Raw genomic sequence first — 17,001 nt, 5'->3', positions numbered from 1 at the left:
CAAGTCACCTCAAGTTGCCAGTTTCACCAAGGATGACATAAAGGTAGCATCCTACTAACGGGACACAAAAAGGGTAGCAAACGCTACCCTTTTGTTTCGGTTTATCGGCCATTAATGGCGTCAATCAGGCTTTTTGCTTCGCGGCGAATATCATCCTCACCGTAAACAATCGCCTCTTCTAGTAGTTTAATCGCCCCTTGAGAATCGTTCATCTCGAGATAGATTTTAGCCAAATCCAGTTTCCCAGCCGCTTCAGCATTGTTATCTACGTCAATATCGCCGATCTCGCCGATAACATCTGGAAACTCGTTCAATCCGACATCGAGCTTAAGGTCTTCTTCTTCGAACTCACCACCTTCTCTGTCGACCTGAGCCATCAATTCATCAATCGTCATAAATTGATTTTTCTTCGGGTCGAAGTCATCCAAGTCGCTTTGCTCTGCCCAGTTTTCTTGCGCGATCTCTGGCTGACTTAGTGCATCACTCGAATTCCAAACATCACGCTGGTCCTCAGGCACTTCTTCAGTAGAACTTACGTTATCAGCAGCGGGTTTAAAGCCATCCCAATCATCTCCAACATCAAGCATGGTTTCAAAATCCATACCTGCACTTGCGATGGTGTCACTGTCTAGTTTACCTTCAAATACTTCTGAGTTTGCGTCTTCCGTAAGAAGGTTAGCCATTGATGATTCATCATCCAAATTACTGAGCGGCTCACCCTCTGTCGCTGTTGGCTGCACTTCTGGGTCAGTATCAAAGCCGTTTTGCTGCGCAAATACTTCAAACAAAGCATCATGATCGTTATCGGCTTGAATAGCTGGTCTCGATGTCTCTGCTTCAACCTTAGGGCTCTCTGGCGCACCCTCGTTCATTGACGCGAGAACATCTTCCTCATTGAACTCTGGAAGATCTTGGTCGTCAAAACTTAACTCTTCATCCTCACCGGAGATTGGTTCTATATCTGCAGTCTCAGAGCTCGGTAATTCTGGCTCTTCTTCCATCGACGCCAAGGCATCTTCTTCGCTGAACTCTGGCAAATCGAGCTCATCAAAATTGAACTCTTCTTCGGACTCAGCTGACAAGTCGGCTTCAACTTGTTCTAGTTCAACGGACTCGGACGTTTCTAACGCAGGTTCGCCAGCCATAGACGCCAGTGCATCTTCTTCACTGAAGTCTGGCAAATCGAGCTCATCAAAATTGAACTCTTCTTCGGACTCAGTTGGCAAATCTGCTTCAGCTTGCTCTGGTTTAACGGACTCTGGCGTTTCTAACGCAGGTTCGCCAGCCATAGACGCCAATGCGTCGTCTTCACTAAACTCAGGAAGATCCAGCTCGTCAAAATTGAACTCTTCTTCGGACTCAGCTGACAAGTCGGCTTCAACTTGTTCTGGCTTAACGGACTCGGACGTTTCTAACGTAGGTTCGCCAGCCATAGACGCCAGTGCATCTTCTTCACTGAACTCTGGCAAATCGAGCTCATCAAAATTGAATTCATCTTCTGATTCAGCTGGCAAGTCCGCTTCAACCTGTTCTGGCTCAACAGACTCGGACGTTTCTAACTCCGGCTCATCCGTCATAGACGCCAATGCGTCTTCTTCACTAAACTCAGGAAGATCCAGCTCATCAAAATTGAACTCTTTTTCGGACTCGGTTGGTAAGTCAGCTTCGACTTGCTCTGGTTTAACGGACTCGGACGTTTCTAACGCAGGTTCGCCAGCCATGGACGCCAGGGCATCTTCTTCACTGAATTCTGGAAGATCCAGCTCGTCAAAATTGAACTCTTCTTCGGACTCAGCTGGCAAGTCGGCTTCAATTTGTTCTGGTTCAACGGACTCGGACGTTTCTAACGCAGGTTCGCCAGCCATAGATGCTAGAGCATCTTCTTCACTGAATTCTGGCAAATCTAGCTCATCAAAATTGAATTCATCTTCTGAATCGTTGGTCGACTCAGTTTCCGGCTCCAATTCAGGCTCATCCAGTAGCCAATCTTCTTCTTGTGGAACACCGAATTCATTTTCTATTGTATTTGGTGTCGGCGTGAAGGCTGGAATGTCTTCCTCTCGCTCAACGTGAGGCTGTACCTCAGCATCGGACTCCACGGATGGTTCTTGTGTTGAATCAGTATCGGTAGCCTCTTGTTGTAGTGATGAAGCTTCCTCTATCTCCGTTTGTGTTTTTTCAACTTGCTGCGGTAAATCGTCTTCACTATCAAATAGAGCGTCAAGTTCAGCAGAAAAATCCGCTTTTTCTTGTTCTGTTGGCAGAAGCTCTTCACTGTCTGACTCAAATAGGTCGTCTAGCTCGCTCATTAAAGGATCATTCTCTGGTGAGAGGTCCTCTAAATCACCAAGAAATTCATCGCTGCTAAATGGCTCTGAAGTAGCTTCTGGCTCGGTTAATGGTTGATCTTCTACAGCTTGTTGCGTGTCTGGCTGGTTTTCACTTAATAAAGCGTCGATGTCCAACCCAGACTCAATGTCCTGATCTTCATGAGTTTGTTCTGACTCAACTACGGGAGATGGCTTTTCGTCGGCGTCTGATTCACCAAAACCAAGTGATTTCAGTAACTCTTCCTCTTCCGATTTATTCTGCTCTGGGCTCTCGTCCTCTCGAATCAGATCATCAAACGGATCTAAATCAGCTTCAGTCTCTTCATCAAGTTCAGAGGTAACATCATCAATGAGTTCATCCAGTAAGTCTGTGCTATCTGCGTCTAACTCTTCGATCGAGTCATCACCTTCAAAACCAGAGATTGCTTCTAGCTCGTTTAGTGGATCAAACTCGTCTGCGTCATCTTCATCAAAATCAATGAGTTCATCGAGTAGCTCTGTACTGTTTTCATCTAGAACAGGACCTTCATTGGCGTCAGCTTCTCGAACTTCCGATTCACTAGCCGGTTGTTCATACTGGGCCAATAGCTTATCGATATCGTCGTCAGATGCCTCTCCTACACTAAAGTCATCATCCGAAACGGGCTGTTTTAACTCAGGCTCATCAGTATCTAAATCGAAGTCATCGTTGCCAAGTTCAGCAAACAAGTCATCAAGCATATCCTGGTCGACAGTGTCACTTGGTAACTCTTCTGACGGCTCATCGGCTGCAAGTAACTCGGCAAATGCGTCGTCTGAAAGCAAGTCTGATTTCTCATTCGTATCATCCGAAAGATCGAAGCCAGACTCATCGTCATCGAGCACTTCTAGTTCTGGAGCAACCTCATCTAAGGCTCGCTCCATTTCTTCTAAACCAAGCGCTTTTTCTTCGCCGTTGACTTGGATACCATTGTTCGATGATTCAAACTCATCCAGACCAACATCTAGGTCGCCGTCATCGCCAATATCTGCAAATGGGTCATCGTCCCCTTCCAGATTGAAATCAAGTTCTTCATCGTCGAGGTTAGCAAAGACGTCTTCTTCTAAATCTGACTTCTCTTTTTCTAAAGACTGTGCGTTGATATCTTCATCTGCAAACAATTCATCATCAAGCGTGAGCTCTTCATCCAGCTCATCCGCCGCCGCTAAACCGATTGGCGCCGCAAGAGGATCAACGTTTTGCTGTTCCTGTGCAGCCGCATCTTCCTCTTTCGCTTTAGAGCGTCGACCAAGAAGCATAACAACTAGCAACGCAATCAAAGCACCAGGAATTAATGCCGCAAGACCAACAAGCCAACCATTCGACAAAATTTTGTCCATGGTGCTTGGTTGCATGCGTTGTTGTTCAGCAAGGCGCTGGCGTTCTTCAGCAAGCAGCTTCTCGACTTCTGAGCGAATGCGTTCTTCGTCATTCAGCTCGCTTTTCAAAGTTTCGACTTCGCTTTGCACTTCTGACAGCATCAATCGAAGACGATGGTTCTTCTCTTCTAATGAGTCTAATTCACTTTGTGAGCCTTGAAGTTTGTCCTTTAGCGCACTGACCTGCTTTTCACCCTGCGGAGAGGTAGTTACTGGTGGCGCAGGGATGACGGGTATTGTTTTCGGAGTTGGTTTTGGCTCCGTTGCTGCCACTGTCTCTGGCTTAGCCGCAGGCTTGGGTTCTACTTTAATTTGTGGCTTTGGTTGCTCGGTGACTCGTTGTGCTGGCGTCGCTCTATTTGTCGGCTTCGGCTGTTTTAACTTAGCTTCATGCGCCTTCATAATCGCAACAGCTTGCGCTGTGGTCGCGCTTTGCACTTGCTCTAGAGAAGGTACTCGTAGCCGACTCCCTGGGATCAATTCATGAATGTTTTGGTTCTCAAACGCTTGAGGGTTAATTCGGTAAATGGCAAGAAGCGTTTGTTGAACGGTAACACCGCGTGAAGGTCGTAATTCTGAAGCGATCGACCATAGTGTTTGATTTTCACCAGTCGGACCAAAGAAACGTGACGGTTGAGTATTCGCAGGAGGAGCAGGTAATGCTCGCTCAATATCTTCAGCATAGCTCGGAGATGATTGCACTTCACCAGACGGTCCAACAAGACGAATTCCTTCGGCTTGAACCACTGATGATGTCTGAGTCGCGCTCATCAACACAAGGGCTGCTAACAAACGCTTATAATTTTGACGCATAGAAGGCTCAGTTTTGTGCTAGATACAATTTGAAATGGTGATCGGTTAAATATATCGGATATCGCATGCAAAACTATAGCGTTGAGAATAAAAAATGTGTGGCTCTCGCCATATTCGTACTAATCTCACACTATTTTGTTTCGTTCGTACAAAAAAGCCTCGCACTGTGCGAGGCTTTGAAATGAACTGTAAGCGACTTAGTAGTAATCGCGGATCAGAACTTCTGCGATTTGCACCGCGTTAGTTGCCGCGCCTTTACGCACGTTATCAGCAACAACCCACAGGTTTACGCCGCTATGATGGCTGATATCGTTACGGATACGGCCAACCATTACATGGTCTTTACCGCCCGCATCGCGAACTTGTGTAGGGAAGTCTTCACCGTGGAACACTTCGATACCGTCAGTTTGTTCAAGCAAGTTAACGACTTCTTGTGCATCGATAGGTGAACGAGTCTCAATGTGAAGTGCTTCTGCGTGACCGTAGAATACAGGAACACGTACACACGTTGGATTGACTGTGATTGATGGATCGTTAAAGATCTTCTGTGTTTCCCACACCATTTTCATTTCTTCTTTGGTGTAGCCGTTTTCCATCATCTGATCGATTTGTGGAATGCAGTTAAACGCGATCTGTTGAGAGAATTGCTTCTTGTCTGCAGGCAGACCGTTTAGCAGCTTCGCCGTTTGACCTGCTAGCTCATCGATACCCGCTTTGCCTGCACCAGACACCGATTGGTAAGTTGATACGTTAATACGCTCAATGCCCACCGCATCGTGAATTGGTTTTAGTGCCACCAGCATTTGGATGGTTGAACAGTTCGGGTTCGCGATAATGTTACGGTTACGAAACTCTGCAATCGCTTCTGGGTTTACTTCTGGCACAACAAGAGGAATGTCGTACTCGTAACGGAAGTGTGATGTATTGTCGATAACAATCACGCCTTCATCAGCGGCAATTGGAGCCCACTTGGCTGATAGCTCACCACCAGCAGAAAACAGTGCGATATGCGCTTGAGACCAATCGAACTCTTCTACGTTTTGAACGCGTACCGTTTTACCATTGAAGCGGTAAGTCTTGCCTTCGCTGCGCTCACTCGCGAGTAGGAAGATTTCGCCTACTGGGAATTTGCGCTCTTGAAGCACATCCAAAATTGTTTCACCGACCGCACCGGTCGCACCTAAAATGGCAACATTATATTGCTGGCTCATTGACTTACCTCAATCTGAAAACCTAGTTCTGCTAATGGAGCAAGGTTACATGTTTTGTTACCCACTAGCGTGACAGCGCTGTATTCACGGCGATCCCAGTAGTTTTTACGCATCAGGTCAAAAGCGCCTGGCTTACTGATTTCACGGCGGAAAAGAGCGTCATCTCTACGCACATCATAGATTAACTGCGTGATGTTATGCAGTGTTGCTTCGTCCCAAGCTCTGTCCAATACCATAGTAGGAACAGGCGCGGTTGGCAGTAAATCGCTGGCATGCGCACGTAATTCGTTATTTAAGAACTCACAGTAGCTGTTGAAAATCATCGTTGTACCGCGAGCTTTCCCTTCCAAGCCGTAGCCTGCAACGTGAGGGGTTGCGAATGCTAGCAGAGGCAGAAGCTCCATATCAACCTCTGGTTCAAATTCAAATACGTCGAGTGCCGCTGTAAAGCCATCATTTTTCAAAAGACGTTGCTTCAAAGCAGCGTTGTCAACGATGGGACCTCGAGCCGCGTTAATCAAAATTTGATCGCTGCGGAGACCATTTAATACCTTCTCATCAATCAAATGATGCGTTGGGTATGGGCCATCTTTGGTGATTGGCGTATGTAGTGTAATGATGTCTGAGCTTTCAATCAGTTCTGTCAACGGAGTAAAGCTACGAGGATCACCAGCCTCTTGTTTGAATGGGTCATTGATGAGAACTTTAATACCCATGCCTTTCAAACATTTCTCTAGGTAGCTACCTACTTGGCCTGCACCAATAATACCTACCGTCTTGTCAAATACCGAGAAACCTTGTTGCTGAGCGAGCACCATCATCACGCTGAACGCGTATTCCGCTACACCCACTTTGTTACACCCTGGCGCAGCAGTGAAGAAAATGCCTTTCTCTTTTAAGAGTGCTTGGTCAACATGATCCATGCCTGCCGTGGCCGTACCAACAAACTTCAGCTTGTTTGCTTTGCTGATCAGGTCAGCATTCACTTTGGTGACTGAGCGAATCATTAGGGCATCAACATCCACTAAATCATCGGCGGTCAGTGTACGACCTGGTTTTAGAATTACGTTACCGAGTTGGCTGAATAGCTCTTCAGCATACGGCATATTTTCATCAACAATAATTTTCATAGCGCCAGCGTTCTAACATCCATTTGTAAGAGTTCGTTTATTCGCAAGATGCGAAACTAAAGCGATTGTGCCCTTTTCCCGAAAAATCTCAAGATATAACACCAATAAACCTCAAGGAGGTAACTCCTATAGAATCGATTGACGGGAAGCCTAGAGAAAAGCAGAAACAGAGAAAAGAAAAAGCCCGGCTAAATAGCCGGGCAAAGTTCCAGAACAAAAGGATCCTATCCCGCTCTCCATGGGATAGAGTCTGCGTCTGTTCGATCAGTGTGACTGATCAAGCTCTGGAAACTGGATTGTTGGCGTTTACAGTACTCTCGCAAGGCGCCAACAAATTCAGTTAACCTTGGTACTTTTTAATAACCAAAGTTGCGTTTGTGCCGCCAAAGCCAAAGCTGTTTGACATTACGGTCGTTAGCTCTGCATCACGTGCTTCTGTCACGATGTCCAGACCTTGTGCTGCTTCGTCCAAGTTTGAAATATTGATGCTTGGAGCAATGAAGTTTTTGTCTAGCATAAGTGTTGAGTAAATCGCTTCGTGCACGCCCGCTGCGCCGAGTGCGTGGCCAGTCATTGCTTTTGTTGCAGAGATTGCAGGGCTGTTCTCACCAAACAATTGTTGGATAGCACCAAGCTCTTTCACGTCACCAACTGGTGTCGATGTGCCGTGCGTGTTGATGTAATCCACACCATCAACGTCTTGCATCGCCATCTTCATACAACGAATTGCGCCTTCACCTGATGGCGCTACCATGTCGTAGCCATCTGATGTCGCACCGTAACCTACGATTTCACCGTAGATTTTCGCACCACGTGCCAGTGCGTGCTCTAGTTCTTCAATAACCAGCATGCCGCCGCCGCCCGAGATAACAAAACCGTCACGGTCTGCATCGTATGTACGAGATGCTTTGTCTGGCGTGTCATTGTATTTGGTTGACAGTGCGCCCATCGCATCAAACATCATAGTTTGAGACCAATCTAGCTCTTCGCCGCCACCAGCAAAAACAATATCTTGTTTGCCTAGTTGAATAAGCTCCATAGCATGGCCGATACAGTGTGCAGATGTTGCACATGCAGAGCTCATTGAGTAGTTCACGCCACGAATCTTAAATGGCGTAGCAAGACAAGCAGAAACAGTAGAAGACATAGTACGAGGAACCATGTAAGGACCAACTCGCTTTACGCCTTTGGCGCGCATCGTGTCTGTCGCTACCGTTTGATTGTATGCAGAAGCACCGCCAGAACCTGCAACGATACCGGTACGATCGTTTGAAACCTGCTCTTCTGTAAGACCAGCGTCTGCGATTGCCTGCTCCATTGATAGGTATGCATAAGCAGCCGCATCACCCATAAAGCGCATCTGCTTACGGTCGATGTGTTCCGCCGGGTTGATTTTTAGGTCACCCCATACTTGCGAACGAAGACCGTGTTCTTTGAACTGCTCAGATGCAGTGATGCCAGATTTGCCCGCTTTAAGAGACGCTAGAACTTCTTCGACGTTGTTACCGATACTTGAAACAATACCCATACCGGTGATTACGACTCGTTTCATTATGACATTCCTATAATTCAAAAATCCGCTAGATGATAACTAAGATAGTCAACAAAAGTGGTCAGCTTTCCCATAAATTCGTACAATCGCCCCATTCTTACCGCGCCAAATCACAAATTTGCACCATTATGACTTCAATAAAAAACGCAGAACTTGGTTGGAACGAAGCTGGTACTCCGGTTTCAGACCAATTTGATGATGTTTACTTCTCTAACGTAAACGGTCTTGAAGAGACACGCTACGTTTTCTTAAAACAAAATCATCTCCCAGAAAGATGGCAGGAATTTGACCAAAGACGTTTTGTCATTGGTGAAACAGGATTTGGCACGGGATTAAACTTCTTAGCAGTATGCCAGTGGTTTAGTGAGTTTCGTCGTCAGCATCCGGACGCAACATTGAAAGAGCTGCATTTTATTAGCTTTGAAAAATACCCATTAAGCAAAGCCGATTTAAAGAAGGCGCATGAAGCTTGGCCTGAGCTAGCTGAATACGCGGAAAAGTTACAAAAGCACTACCCTGCCGCTGTGCCGGAGTGTCATCGCATTGTTTTAGAAGACGGCGCAATCACACTCGACCTTTGGTTTGGTGACATTAAAGACTGCATGCCGCAAGTCCCATACAACGAAAAAGGTTTGATTGATGCTTGGTTCTTAGATGGATTCGCGCCAAGCAAAAACCCAGAGATGTGGAACCAAGGCCTGTTCAACAACATGGCAAAGCTAGCCAAGCAAGATTGTACAGTTGCCACGTTTACCGCAGCAGGCTTTGTACGTCGTGGTTTGAACGAAGCTGGCTTTACAATGAAAAAGGTGAAAGGTTTCGGCACTAAGCGAGAAATGATCGCCGGCTCTATGGAGCAACGTGAAAAGCAGTCGAACCATCTCCCTTGGTTCAATCGCACAGCATCTAGCAATCTTGATTCGATTGCCATCATTGGTGGTGGTATAGCCAGCGCGGCGTTAGCGAAAACGTTAGTTCGTCGTGGCCAAAACGTCACCCTTTACTGTAAAGACAAACAACCAGCCAAAGGAGCGTCGGGTAATCGTCAAGGGGCCGTGTATCCATTGTTGAACGGTCCCCATACTGGCGTTTCGCGTGTGTTTGCTCCTGCATTTTTGTTCGCACGTCAGTTTGTTGAACAAGCAGCACAAGAGATCGATTTTGATCATGACTGGTGTGGCGTAACTCAGTTGATGTGGGATGACAAATCCACAGACAAACTGGAGAAAATGCTTGCGGGTAACTTCACTCCAGAGCTCATTCAAAAGCTGTCCGCCGAGGAAACTGCGAACACTATCGGGTTACCTATTGATATGGCGTCTGTGCACTACCCAATGGGAGGGTGGCTATGCCCTGCCGAGTTAACTCGCGGGTTAATTAAACAATTGGAGAAGACGTCGTTACTCTCAACGAAGTTTGAACACCATGTTGAGGCATTAGATTGGGATGAAAAGCGTCAGCTCTGGCTACTAACGGCGAGTGGTCAAACATTTGAGCACTCAACGGTTGTAATTGCGAACGGCCATGAGTTCCAGACATTGAGTCAAACCGCTTCCCTACCAATGGGACAAGTGAAAGGACAAGTCAGTCATGCGCCAGCAACCGAAACGCTGAGTCAGCTGAAAACGGTGTTGTGTTACGACGGTTACATGACACCTGTTAACCCAAGTAATCAACACTTGTGTATCGGTGCAAGCTACGACCGCAGTCACCTTGACTACGAATTTGATGAAAACGCCCAAAAAGATAATGCGGAAAAGCTAGTGAAATGTGTACCGAATCAAACATGGGCAAAAGAGGTAGATATCACTGATAATCAATCTCGCCAAGGTATTCGTTGTGTTAGCCGAGATCACTTACCATTTGTCGGGAATGTGGGTGACTTTGAGACGATCAAAACGCAATACGCCAACTTACAAAATCAAAAAGCAGAAGAGGTAGAAACCATTCATCAGTACCCTAACCTATTCTGCTTCTTAGGTTTAGGATCTCGTGGACTGAGCTCTGCACCATTATTAGCTGAAGTGTTGGCCTCCCAGATCTGTGGGGACCCGCTGCCATTACCGGTTGATGTATTGACCGAACTTCACCCAAGTCGAATGTGGGTTCGTAAACTAAGAAAAGGCAAAGCCATTACCGAGCTGTAAGAGTATTCTCTCGTTTTAACTCCCGACACAGATACGTGTCGGGAATCGCTAACTCACTAAGTTGCTCGTACTGAGATTACTTCAGCAGTGCAACTGCCTGTTTCACTTGCTCTGCCACTTCTGGGTTTACAACCTTACCCGATTCCACGTCAAAATTTTCGTAGAAGCTCGGCACAGATAACGATGCCTTTACATCCGCGCCAAAAAATTGAGCAGAACCTGTCGCCGCCGCAAGAACACTTTGTGCACCACCGGGACCTGGGGAAGTTGCTAAATAAACGACAGGTTTGTTTTGAAATACATTACGCTCAATGCGCGTCGCCCAATCGAACAAGTTTTTATAGGCCGCTGGGTACGAACCGTTATGCTCTGCGAAGGAAACAACGAGAGCGTCAGCCTCCGCCAAGTCACGTAAAAACGCGACAGCCCCTTCAGCTTGACCAATTTCTTTCTCTTTGTCCTCGCTAAACATTGGCGCTTGATAATCGTTTAAGTCTAGAACATTCACTTGAGCGCCTTCGACTTGGTTTGCTGCGTATGTAGCAAGTAGTTTGTTGATTGAGGTAGAGCTGGTAGATGCACCAAATGCGACAATTTTCATGGTTGTAATCCTTTGTTCACGTTTTATGCTGATCAGAATAAAAGTTGAACTGTTTCGCTACAACCACAAAAATTTTATTGAGAGGTTCGAATTTTTCGAAGTAGTAAATGACTAGGATTAAATAAAGGGAGAACGCTGCTTAGGGATTAAGCCTGAGCCTGGAGCTCTTGCCACAAATCACTGACAATCACGCGATCGGCCGGGCTTAACTCGGTACGCGAATCTTCTAAGCTGCTCTCAATGCGTGACTTCAGCTCAGCAATATCGCTAATCCCTTCTTCTTCACAAGACGCCGCGGATAAAGAGATGTGACCACGTAAATAACCACCAGCAAACAATTCATCGTCAGATGCTGTTTCAATTCGAGCATCAATCAGTTCCAGTAGTTTTTCTTCAAATTCAATAATCATGGTGTATCTCTGAGGTTATTAGTGGTTATTTAACGCAAAAGTCCGACGCTTCCAGTGGCTTAGTTTGATAAAATGCGCGCAGGGCATCAGAAAGCATTTTCACTCGCAAAGGCAAGCCAACGTCCAAAATACCTAGCACTTCTTTATGCACTTTTTTCATAAAGCCGAGCCTATCTGGTTCAAAATCGCCGTGTAGATTGTCACAACTCACCGTAAAAGGGAAGCCAGCGCTTTGTGCCAGAATCCATTCATAAGCTTGAGGTCGCACTTCAACTTTCTCAAACTCCGCTTGAACTTCTGCCGTTCGCCCATCAGGTTCATACCAATAACCAAAATCTTCCAGCAAACGACGCTCTGGACCAGCCACACACCAATGCGAGATCTCGTGTAAAGCAGAGGCGTAAAAACCCCGAGCAAAAATAATCCGATGATGAGGGTGTTCATCATCAGCAGGAAGATAAATAGGCTCATCACCACCTAACTCTAATTTCGTATTAAATTGTTCTAAAAAGGTGTCATTAAAAATGGTGATTAAGTCTTGGTATTCGTGGGTCATCGTCGAGTTTGTACTTCAGTTTGACATGCGCTGCATATTGTCGCTGTTTTTAGTTATGAGGTAAAGGCACCCCCACATTTTTGGTTATTAGTTGAATTTATCTGAAGGTCGCTTTCTCCATACAATTTCTCATTCGTCAGCGTACTTATTTACCACTACACTCTCGCCTTATTTTGATGCCGTTCAAACCGCTATTTTTAAGCCGTTTGATTACAAGCATGTTGCTGGTTTTAATCACTTTTTAAGAGAGATAGAACCGTTTGTAAGTGTTGTTACTTCGCCTACGCTGATTCTCGTAGAACGTAGTGACTTTTTACGTTGAGTGTTTCCCTATGTTGCTAAGTGTGTTGTATATCATTGGTATCACGGCTGAAGCCATGACAGGTGCGTTAAGTGCTGGTAGAAGAAAGATGGACTGGTTTGGTGTTATGTTGGTGGCCAGCGCAACGGCCATTGGTGGTGGCACCGTACGTGACATTCTATTAGGCCACTACCCTCTTGGTTGGGTAAAAAACCCAGAGTTCCTTGCAATTACGTGTGTTGCAGGTGTGCTAACAACAGGTTTAGCGAAATGGGTGATTAAGCTGAAAGGTCTGTTCATTCGCCTCGATGCACTAGGTTTAATCGTGTTTAGTATCATCGGAACAAAAATTGCGATGGGCATGGGCTTGCACCCTGGTATTTGTATGGTTTCAGCGTTAGTAACTGGTGTATTCGGTGGGCTACTTCGTGACTTAATCTGTCGCCAAACACCATTGGTACTGCATGAAGAGCTTTACGCTTCTGTCGCTCTTATCGCATCAGGAATGTACTTAGCGCTATTAGAATTTAATGTTCCCGATGTCACTGCCACGATCATTACACTGGTTACTGGTTACATGCTGCGTATGGCTGCGGTACGCTTTAAGTGGCGTCTGCCTTCTTTTCATTTGGAAACCGAAGGCTCGATTAATTAAGCAAAAACTACTTAAACAAAAAAGGTTGCCTGATAAAATTGTGCCACCCGCGATTCAGTGAGTGGCATAATTTTATATTCAGTCATCCTGAACAGCGACGAAGGAGCATGATTCAGGATCTATTATCCGAGCACTCTGTTGTCAGAGATGTTTCTTTCTCTTTTCATCGCGCTGAAATTAGATTCCTAGTCTCGCTATAGCTCGCTGGAATGACACAAAGCTCTTAAATCTTCGGTGTTTCAGTTGTTACGCCATGGTTTTGACCACGGTGGCGTAGTAAATGATCCATCACCACAATTGCCAGCATCGCTTCTGCGATAGGCACAGCACGAATACCCACACATGGGTCATGACGACCTTTGGTGATCAACTGAGTTGGTTCACCTTCTTTTGTGATGGTCTCACCCGGCACAGTGATACTTGATGTTGGCTTAAGCGCAATGTTAGCGACAATGTCTTGACCAGTCGAGATACCGCCAAGAATGCCACCCGCATGATTACTACCAAAACCTTCAGGAGCAAGCGTATCACGGTGCTGACTGCCTTTTTGGTTTACCACGTCGAAACCGTCTCCGATTTCCACGCCTTTCACCGCGTTGATGCTCATTAGTGCGTGCGCGATGTCTGCATCCAAACGGTCAAATACGGGTTCCCCAAGACCAACAGGCACGTTAGTTGCCACAACCTGGATTTTTGCGCCAATAGAGTCGCCTTCTTTTTTCAGGTCACGGATAAGTTGGTCAAACGCTTCTACTTTGTCAGCATCAGGGCAGAAGAATGCATTGTTCTCGATTTCGTTCCAATCTACCTTGTCGATAGATACATCACCCATTTGTGACAAGTAAGCACGAATCTCAACACCAAACTCATCTTTTAAGTATTTCTTCGCGATTGCACCAGCAGCCACACGCATTGCGGTTTCACGAGCTGAAGAACGGCCGCCACCGCGATAGTCGCGGATGCCATATTTTTGGTGGTAAGTGTAATCAGCATGACCCGGTCTGAACTTATCTTTGATGTCAGAGTAGTCTTTTGAGCGCTGATCGGTGTTTTCAATTAGCAAACCGATCGATGTGCCCGTGGTTTTGCCTTCAAAAACGCCAGAAAGAATTTTAACTTCATCCGGTTCACGACGTTGTGTGGTGTAACGTGATGTGCCTGGACGACGGCGGTCGAGATCGATTTGTAGATCTGCTTCTGTAATTTCCAACCCCGGAGGACATCCGTCTACGATACATCCCAGTGCGATACCGTGACTTTCCCCGAATGTCGTCACTCGGAAATGTTGTCCGATACTGTTTCCTGCCATTACTTCCTCAAGTTTTTATCGCCACGCTCTCTCAAAACAGAGCATAGCTGCTTTCCAATTCTTCGTGGATTCATAGTGGCTTTATTACGTTTTGATGTAAAGAGTTAATATCGGCGAGGTATGCATAAAAAAAACACCGAGCATAAAGCTCGGTGTTTTGATGTTTAGTGCAAGACTCTATTAGTCTTTGTACAGTTTAAACTCTTCTGCACACTCAACCAGCTGGTCACGCGTTAGCATAAATACGCCATGACCGCCGTTCTCGAACTCAATCCAAGTAAATGGAATCTCTGGGTACTGTTCCATCATATGAATCATTGAGTTTCCGACTTCACAAATAAGAATGCCGTTATCTGTTAGATAATCTGGCGCGTTAGCTAGAATACGACGCACAAGTTTTAGACCATCCGTACCCGCAGCTAAACCAAGCTCAGGCTCATGCGTGAACTCATCTGGCAGGCTGTTCATGTCTTCTTCATCCACATATGGTGGGTTGGACACGATTAGATTGTATTTCTCTTTTGGAAGATCACGGAACAAATCAGAGCGAATTGGGAACACTTGCTGCTCCATGCCGTGATCTTGTACGTTTTGCTCAGCCACTTGTAGAGCATCTGTAGAGATGTCGATAGCATCCACTTCTGCTTCAGGGAAAGCGTGCGCACAAGCAATCGCGATACAACCAGAACCCGTACATAGGTCCATGATGCGCGTAGGCTCTTCCACCAACCAAGGTTGGAATTCCGCTTGAATCAATTCGCCGATAGGAGAGCGTGGCACAAGTACACGCTCATCAACGAAGAACTCAAGACCGCAGAACCATGCTTTGTTGGTTAGGTATGCTGTTGGCGTACGCTCGTTGATGCGTTTTACTACGCGCTCAACAATACGCAGACGCTCGCTTGTCGTTAGGCGAGAGTTCAATACGTGCGGAGGCACATCAATCGGCAAGTATAAGGTTGGCAGGATAAGCTGAACTGCTTCATCCCACGCATTATCAGTACCATGACCGTAAAACAGGTTCGCTGCATTAAAGCGGCTTACCGTCCAACGAATCATATCTTGAAGGGTATGCAGCTCCGATACCGCTTCTTCTACAAAAATCTTATCCAAAATTGCCTCCGAAAAGCGCTACAATACTGCCAATAAAGTTTATTAATGAAATTGTTTACCTAATGAGCAAAAAAGACACCGAGAACGATGACGATTTCGCCTTGTTTCAGGAAGCAGTACAGGGCGTAAAAAAGTTGCGACAGGATACCATAATCCAGCAACCAAAAAAAAATACTAAGCAAAAAGAAATCAAGCGCTCCAACCGTGAAGCGAGTGACTCTGAATTTTACTTTTCAGACGAGTTTGTCCCTCTATTAAACGATGAAGGCCCAACTCGTTATGCACGTGACGACGTCTCCACTTATGAAGTCAAACGTCTACGTCGTGGCGTGTATGTACCGGACGTGTTCCTCGATATGCACGGCATGACACAGCAAGAAGCAAAACGCGAGCTTGGTGCGATGATAGCCTATTGCATCAAAAACGAGATTCATTGTGCGTGTGTGCAACATGGTATTGGGAAACACATCCTGAAACAGAAAGCCCCACTTTGGTTAGCACAGCATCCTGACGTTATGGCTTTTCACCAAGCGCCACTAGAATTTGGTGGTGATGGTGCGTTGTTAGTGTTGCTTTCAATTCCTGAAAAGTAACAAGCTTGCTGTAGACACGACGAAACGAAAAGGCAGGGATCTCCTGCCTTTCTTATTCTGTCTCTAATTTGCAAACGCTTATTTTGGTTTAGACACTTATGGCGTAATATGCCATAGCACTTCACCATTTTGTGTTTGTAAATCATATTCAATGCACACTAGCCCTGATGTAGGAAACATCGGTGGTGTCATGTCTTTTACAAACTCTGAAGTCAGATAACCGACCAAAGGCAAATGCGATACGAACAAAAGCGAGTCCAATTGTTCGACTTCTATTAACGCACTTGCGAAATCGAAGACATGCTCGGACTGGCCATAAGGTGTAATATCTTCACAAGTTTCAATGCTTTTTGCAGAGAAATACGCACTGATCTCTTGCCAAGTTTGTTGAGCTCTAATGTACGGACTCACCAACACTTTATCGAATTGCGCAAAACCCTGTTCTTTACAGGCTCTCGCAACCGCTTCTGATTCGACTCTGCCTCTTGGGGTCAATTGTCGTGCTGCGTCTGAATCTGCAAAATGCTCGGCTTCACCGTGACGCATGATGAATATTTTCATGTTATTTCCTAGGGATAGCTAACGCTACCAAAAGGTTGACTGCTATCTTTATTAGATAGACGGGGCTAACTTTAACAATGACGAAACAAAAATACTGATATAATTATCTGTTCATTATACCAATTCGCTTGTTAAAGATAGCGACTTTCTTAACAATCTATTAAAAGAATGTACTCAGTTCATCACACTATTTAACTGTGCAATGAGTTCAGAGCATTCACTCAAACAGTTCTTCCCCATACGCAAACGCGATGGGCCTGTGCAGAAGTCTACGAATAACAAAAATACGGCAAGCAGTATTTGTCGAAACGCAAACTTTGC

Annotated in this window: 13 protein-coding genes; 3 read left to right on the top strand and 10 right to left on the bottom strand. The window is 45.8% G+C overall.

Annotated features, from left to right (window positions below; genetic code table 11):
• Positions 1-101 precede the first annotated feature (101 nt).
• From R7Q46_RS18380 to fabB, 4 genes are all read right to left on the bottom strand, one after another.
• Positions 102-4,541, bottom strand: a complete 4,440-nt coding sequence (locus tag R7Q46_RS18380) for a FimV/HubP family polar landmark protein (protein ID WP_318077680.1) — start codon at positions 4,539-4,541, stop codon at positions 102-104.
• A 197-nt stretch (positions 4,542-4,738) separates the two neighbouring features.
• On the bottom strand, positions 4,739-5,752 hold the full coding sequence (locus R7Q46_RS18375; protein WP_005380562.1) for an aspartate-semialdehyde dehydrogenase: 1,014 nt from the start codon (positions 5,750-5,752) through the stop codon (positions 4,739-4,741).
• A complete protein-coding gene (locus R7Q46_RS18370; protein ID WP_005380560.1) occupies positions 5,749-6,882 on the bottom strand; it encodes a 4-phosphoerythronate dehydrogenase in 1,134 nt (377 codons plus the stop codon). Before R7Q46_RS18370 ends, R7Q46_RS18375 begins: the two co-directional genes overlap by 4 nt.
• Positions 6,883-7,222: 340 nt before the next feature.
• A complete protein-coding gene (gene fabB / locus R7Q46_RS18365; RefSeq protein WP_005380557.1) occupies positions 7,223-8,434 on the bottom strand; it encodes a beta-ketoacyl-ACP synthase I in 1,212 nt (403 codons plus the stop codon).
• Between the two features lie 128 nt (positions 8,435-8,562).
• On the opposite strand from fabB, the gene mnmC reads away from it, so the two are divergent.
• Positions 8,563-10,581: a bifunctional tRNA (5-methylaminomethyl-2-thiouridine)(34)-methyltransferase MnmD/FAD-dependent 5-carboxymethylaminomethyl-2-thiouridine(34) oxidoreductase MnmC gene (mnmC, locus tag R7Q46_RS18360; RefSeq protein WP_318077679.1), complete on the top strand. Its 2,019-nt coding sequence runs from the start codon at positions 8,563-8,565 to the stop codon at positions 10,579-10,581.
• Between the two features lie 76 nt (positions 10,582-10,657).
• Here the strand turns inward: mnmC and R7Q46_RS18355 are convergent, their stop codons facing one another.
• The 3 genes from R7Q46_RS18355 to R7Q46_RS18345 form a co-directional block, all read right to left on the bottom strand.
• Positions 10,658-11,182, bottom strand: a complete 525-nt coding sequence (locus R7Q46_RS18355) for an NADPH-dependent FMN reductase (protein WP_005380552.1) — start codon at positions 11,180-11,182, stop codon at positions 10,658-10,660.
• A gap of 146 nt (positions 11,183-11,328) precedes the next feature.
• Positions 11,329-11,592: a YfcL family protein gene (locus R7Q46_RS18350; protein ID WP_033907374.1), complete on the bottom strand. Its 264-nt coding sequence runs from the start codon at positions 11,590-11,592 to the stop codon at positions 11,329-11,331.
• A 25-nt stretch (positions 11,593-11,617) separates the two neighbouring features.
• Positions 11,618-12,148 (bottom strand): elongation factor P hydroxylase, encoded by a 531-nt coding sequence (locus R7Q46_RS18345; protein WP_005380546.1) that lies wholly within the window; start codon positions 12,146-12,148, stop codon positions 11,618-11,620.
• 332 nt (positions 12,149-12,480) lie between these two features.
• Between R7Q46_RS18345 and R7Q46_RS18340 the strand changes: the two genes are divergently transcribed.
• Positions 12,481-13,104, top strand: coding sequence for a trimeric intracellular cation channel family protein (locus R7Q46_RS18340; RefSeq protein WP_318077690.1), 624 nt, complete (start codon positions 12,481-12,483; stop codon positions 13,102-13,104).
• A gap of 223 nt (positions 13,105-13,327) precedes the next feature.
• On the opposite strand, the gene aroC is transcribed toward R7Q46_RS18340, so the two are convergent.
• Together aroC and prmB are read right to left on the bottom strand one after the other, a co-directional pair.
• Positions 13,328-14,413, bottom strand: a complete 1,086-nt coding sequence (gene aroC, locus R7Q46_RS18335) for a chorismate synthase (RefSeq protein WP_017820803.1) — start codon at positions 14,411-14,413, stop codon at positions 13,328-13,330.
• Positions 14,414-14,593: 180 nt separating this feature from the next.
• Positions 14,594-15,526, bottom strand: a complete 933-nt coding sequence (gene prmB / locus R7Q46_RS18330) for a 50S ribosomal protein L3 N(5)-glutamine methyltransferase (RefSeq protein WP_005380541.1) — start codon at positions 15,524-15,526, stop codon at positions 14,594-14,596.
• A 62-nt stretch (positions 15,527-15,588) separates the two neighbouring features.
• On the opposite strand from prmB, the gene smrB reads away from it, so the two are divergent.
• Positions 15,589-16,119, top strand: coding sequence for an endonuclease SmrB (gene smrB / locus R7Q46_RS18325; protein WP_005380539.1), 531 nt, complete (start codon positions 15,589-15,591; stop codon positions 16,117-16,119).
• A 96-nt stretch (positions 16,120-16,215) separates the two neighbouring features.
• On the opposite strand, the gene sixA is transcribed toward smrB, so the two are convergent.
• Positions 16,216-16,680 (bottom strand): phosphohistidine phosphatase SixA, encoded by a 465-nt coding sequence (gene sixA / locus R7Q46_RS18320; protein ID WP_005380537.1) that lies wholly within the window; start codon positions 16,678-16,680, stop codon positions 16,216-16,218.
• Positions 16,681-17,001: the final 321 nt, after the last annotated feature.

This window comes from Vibrio sp. 811 (genome assembly GCF_033339195.1).
The sequence above is the reverse complement of the archived record's forward strand: the minus strand, read 5'-3'. Positions and strand labels throughout refer to the sequence as shown.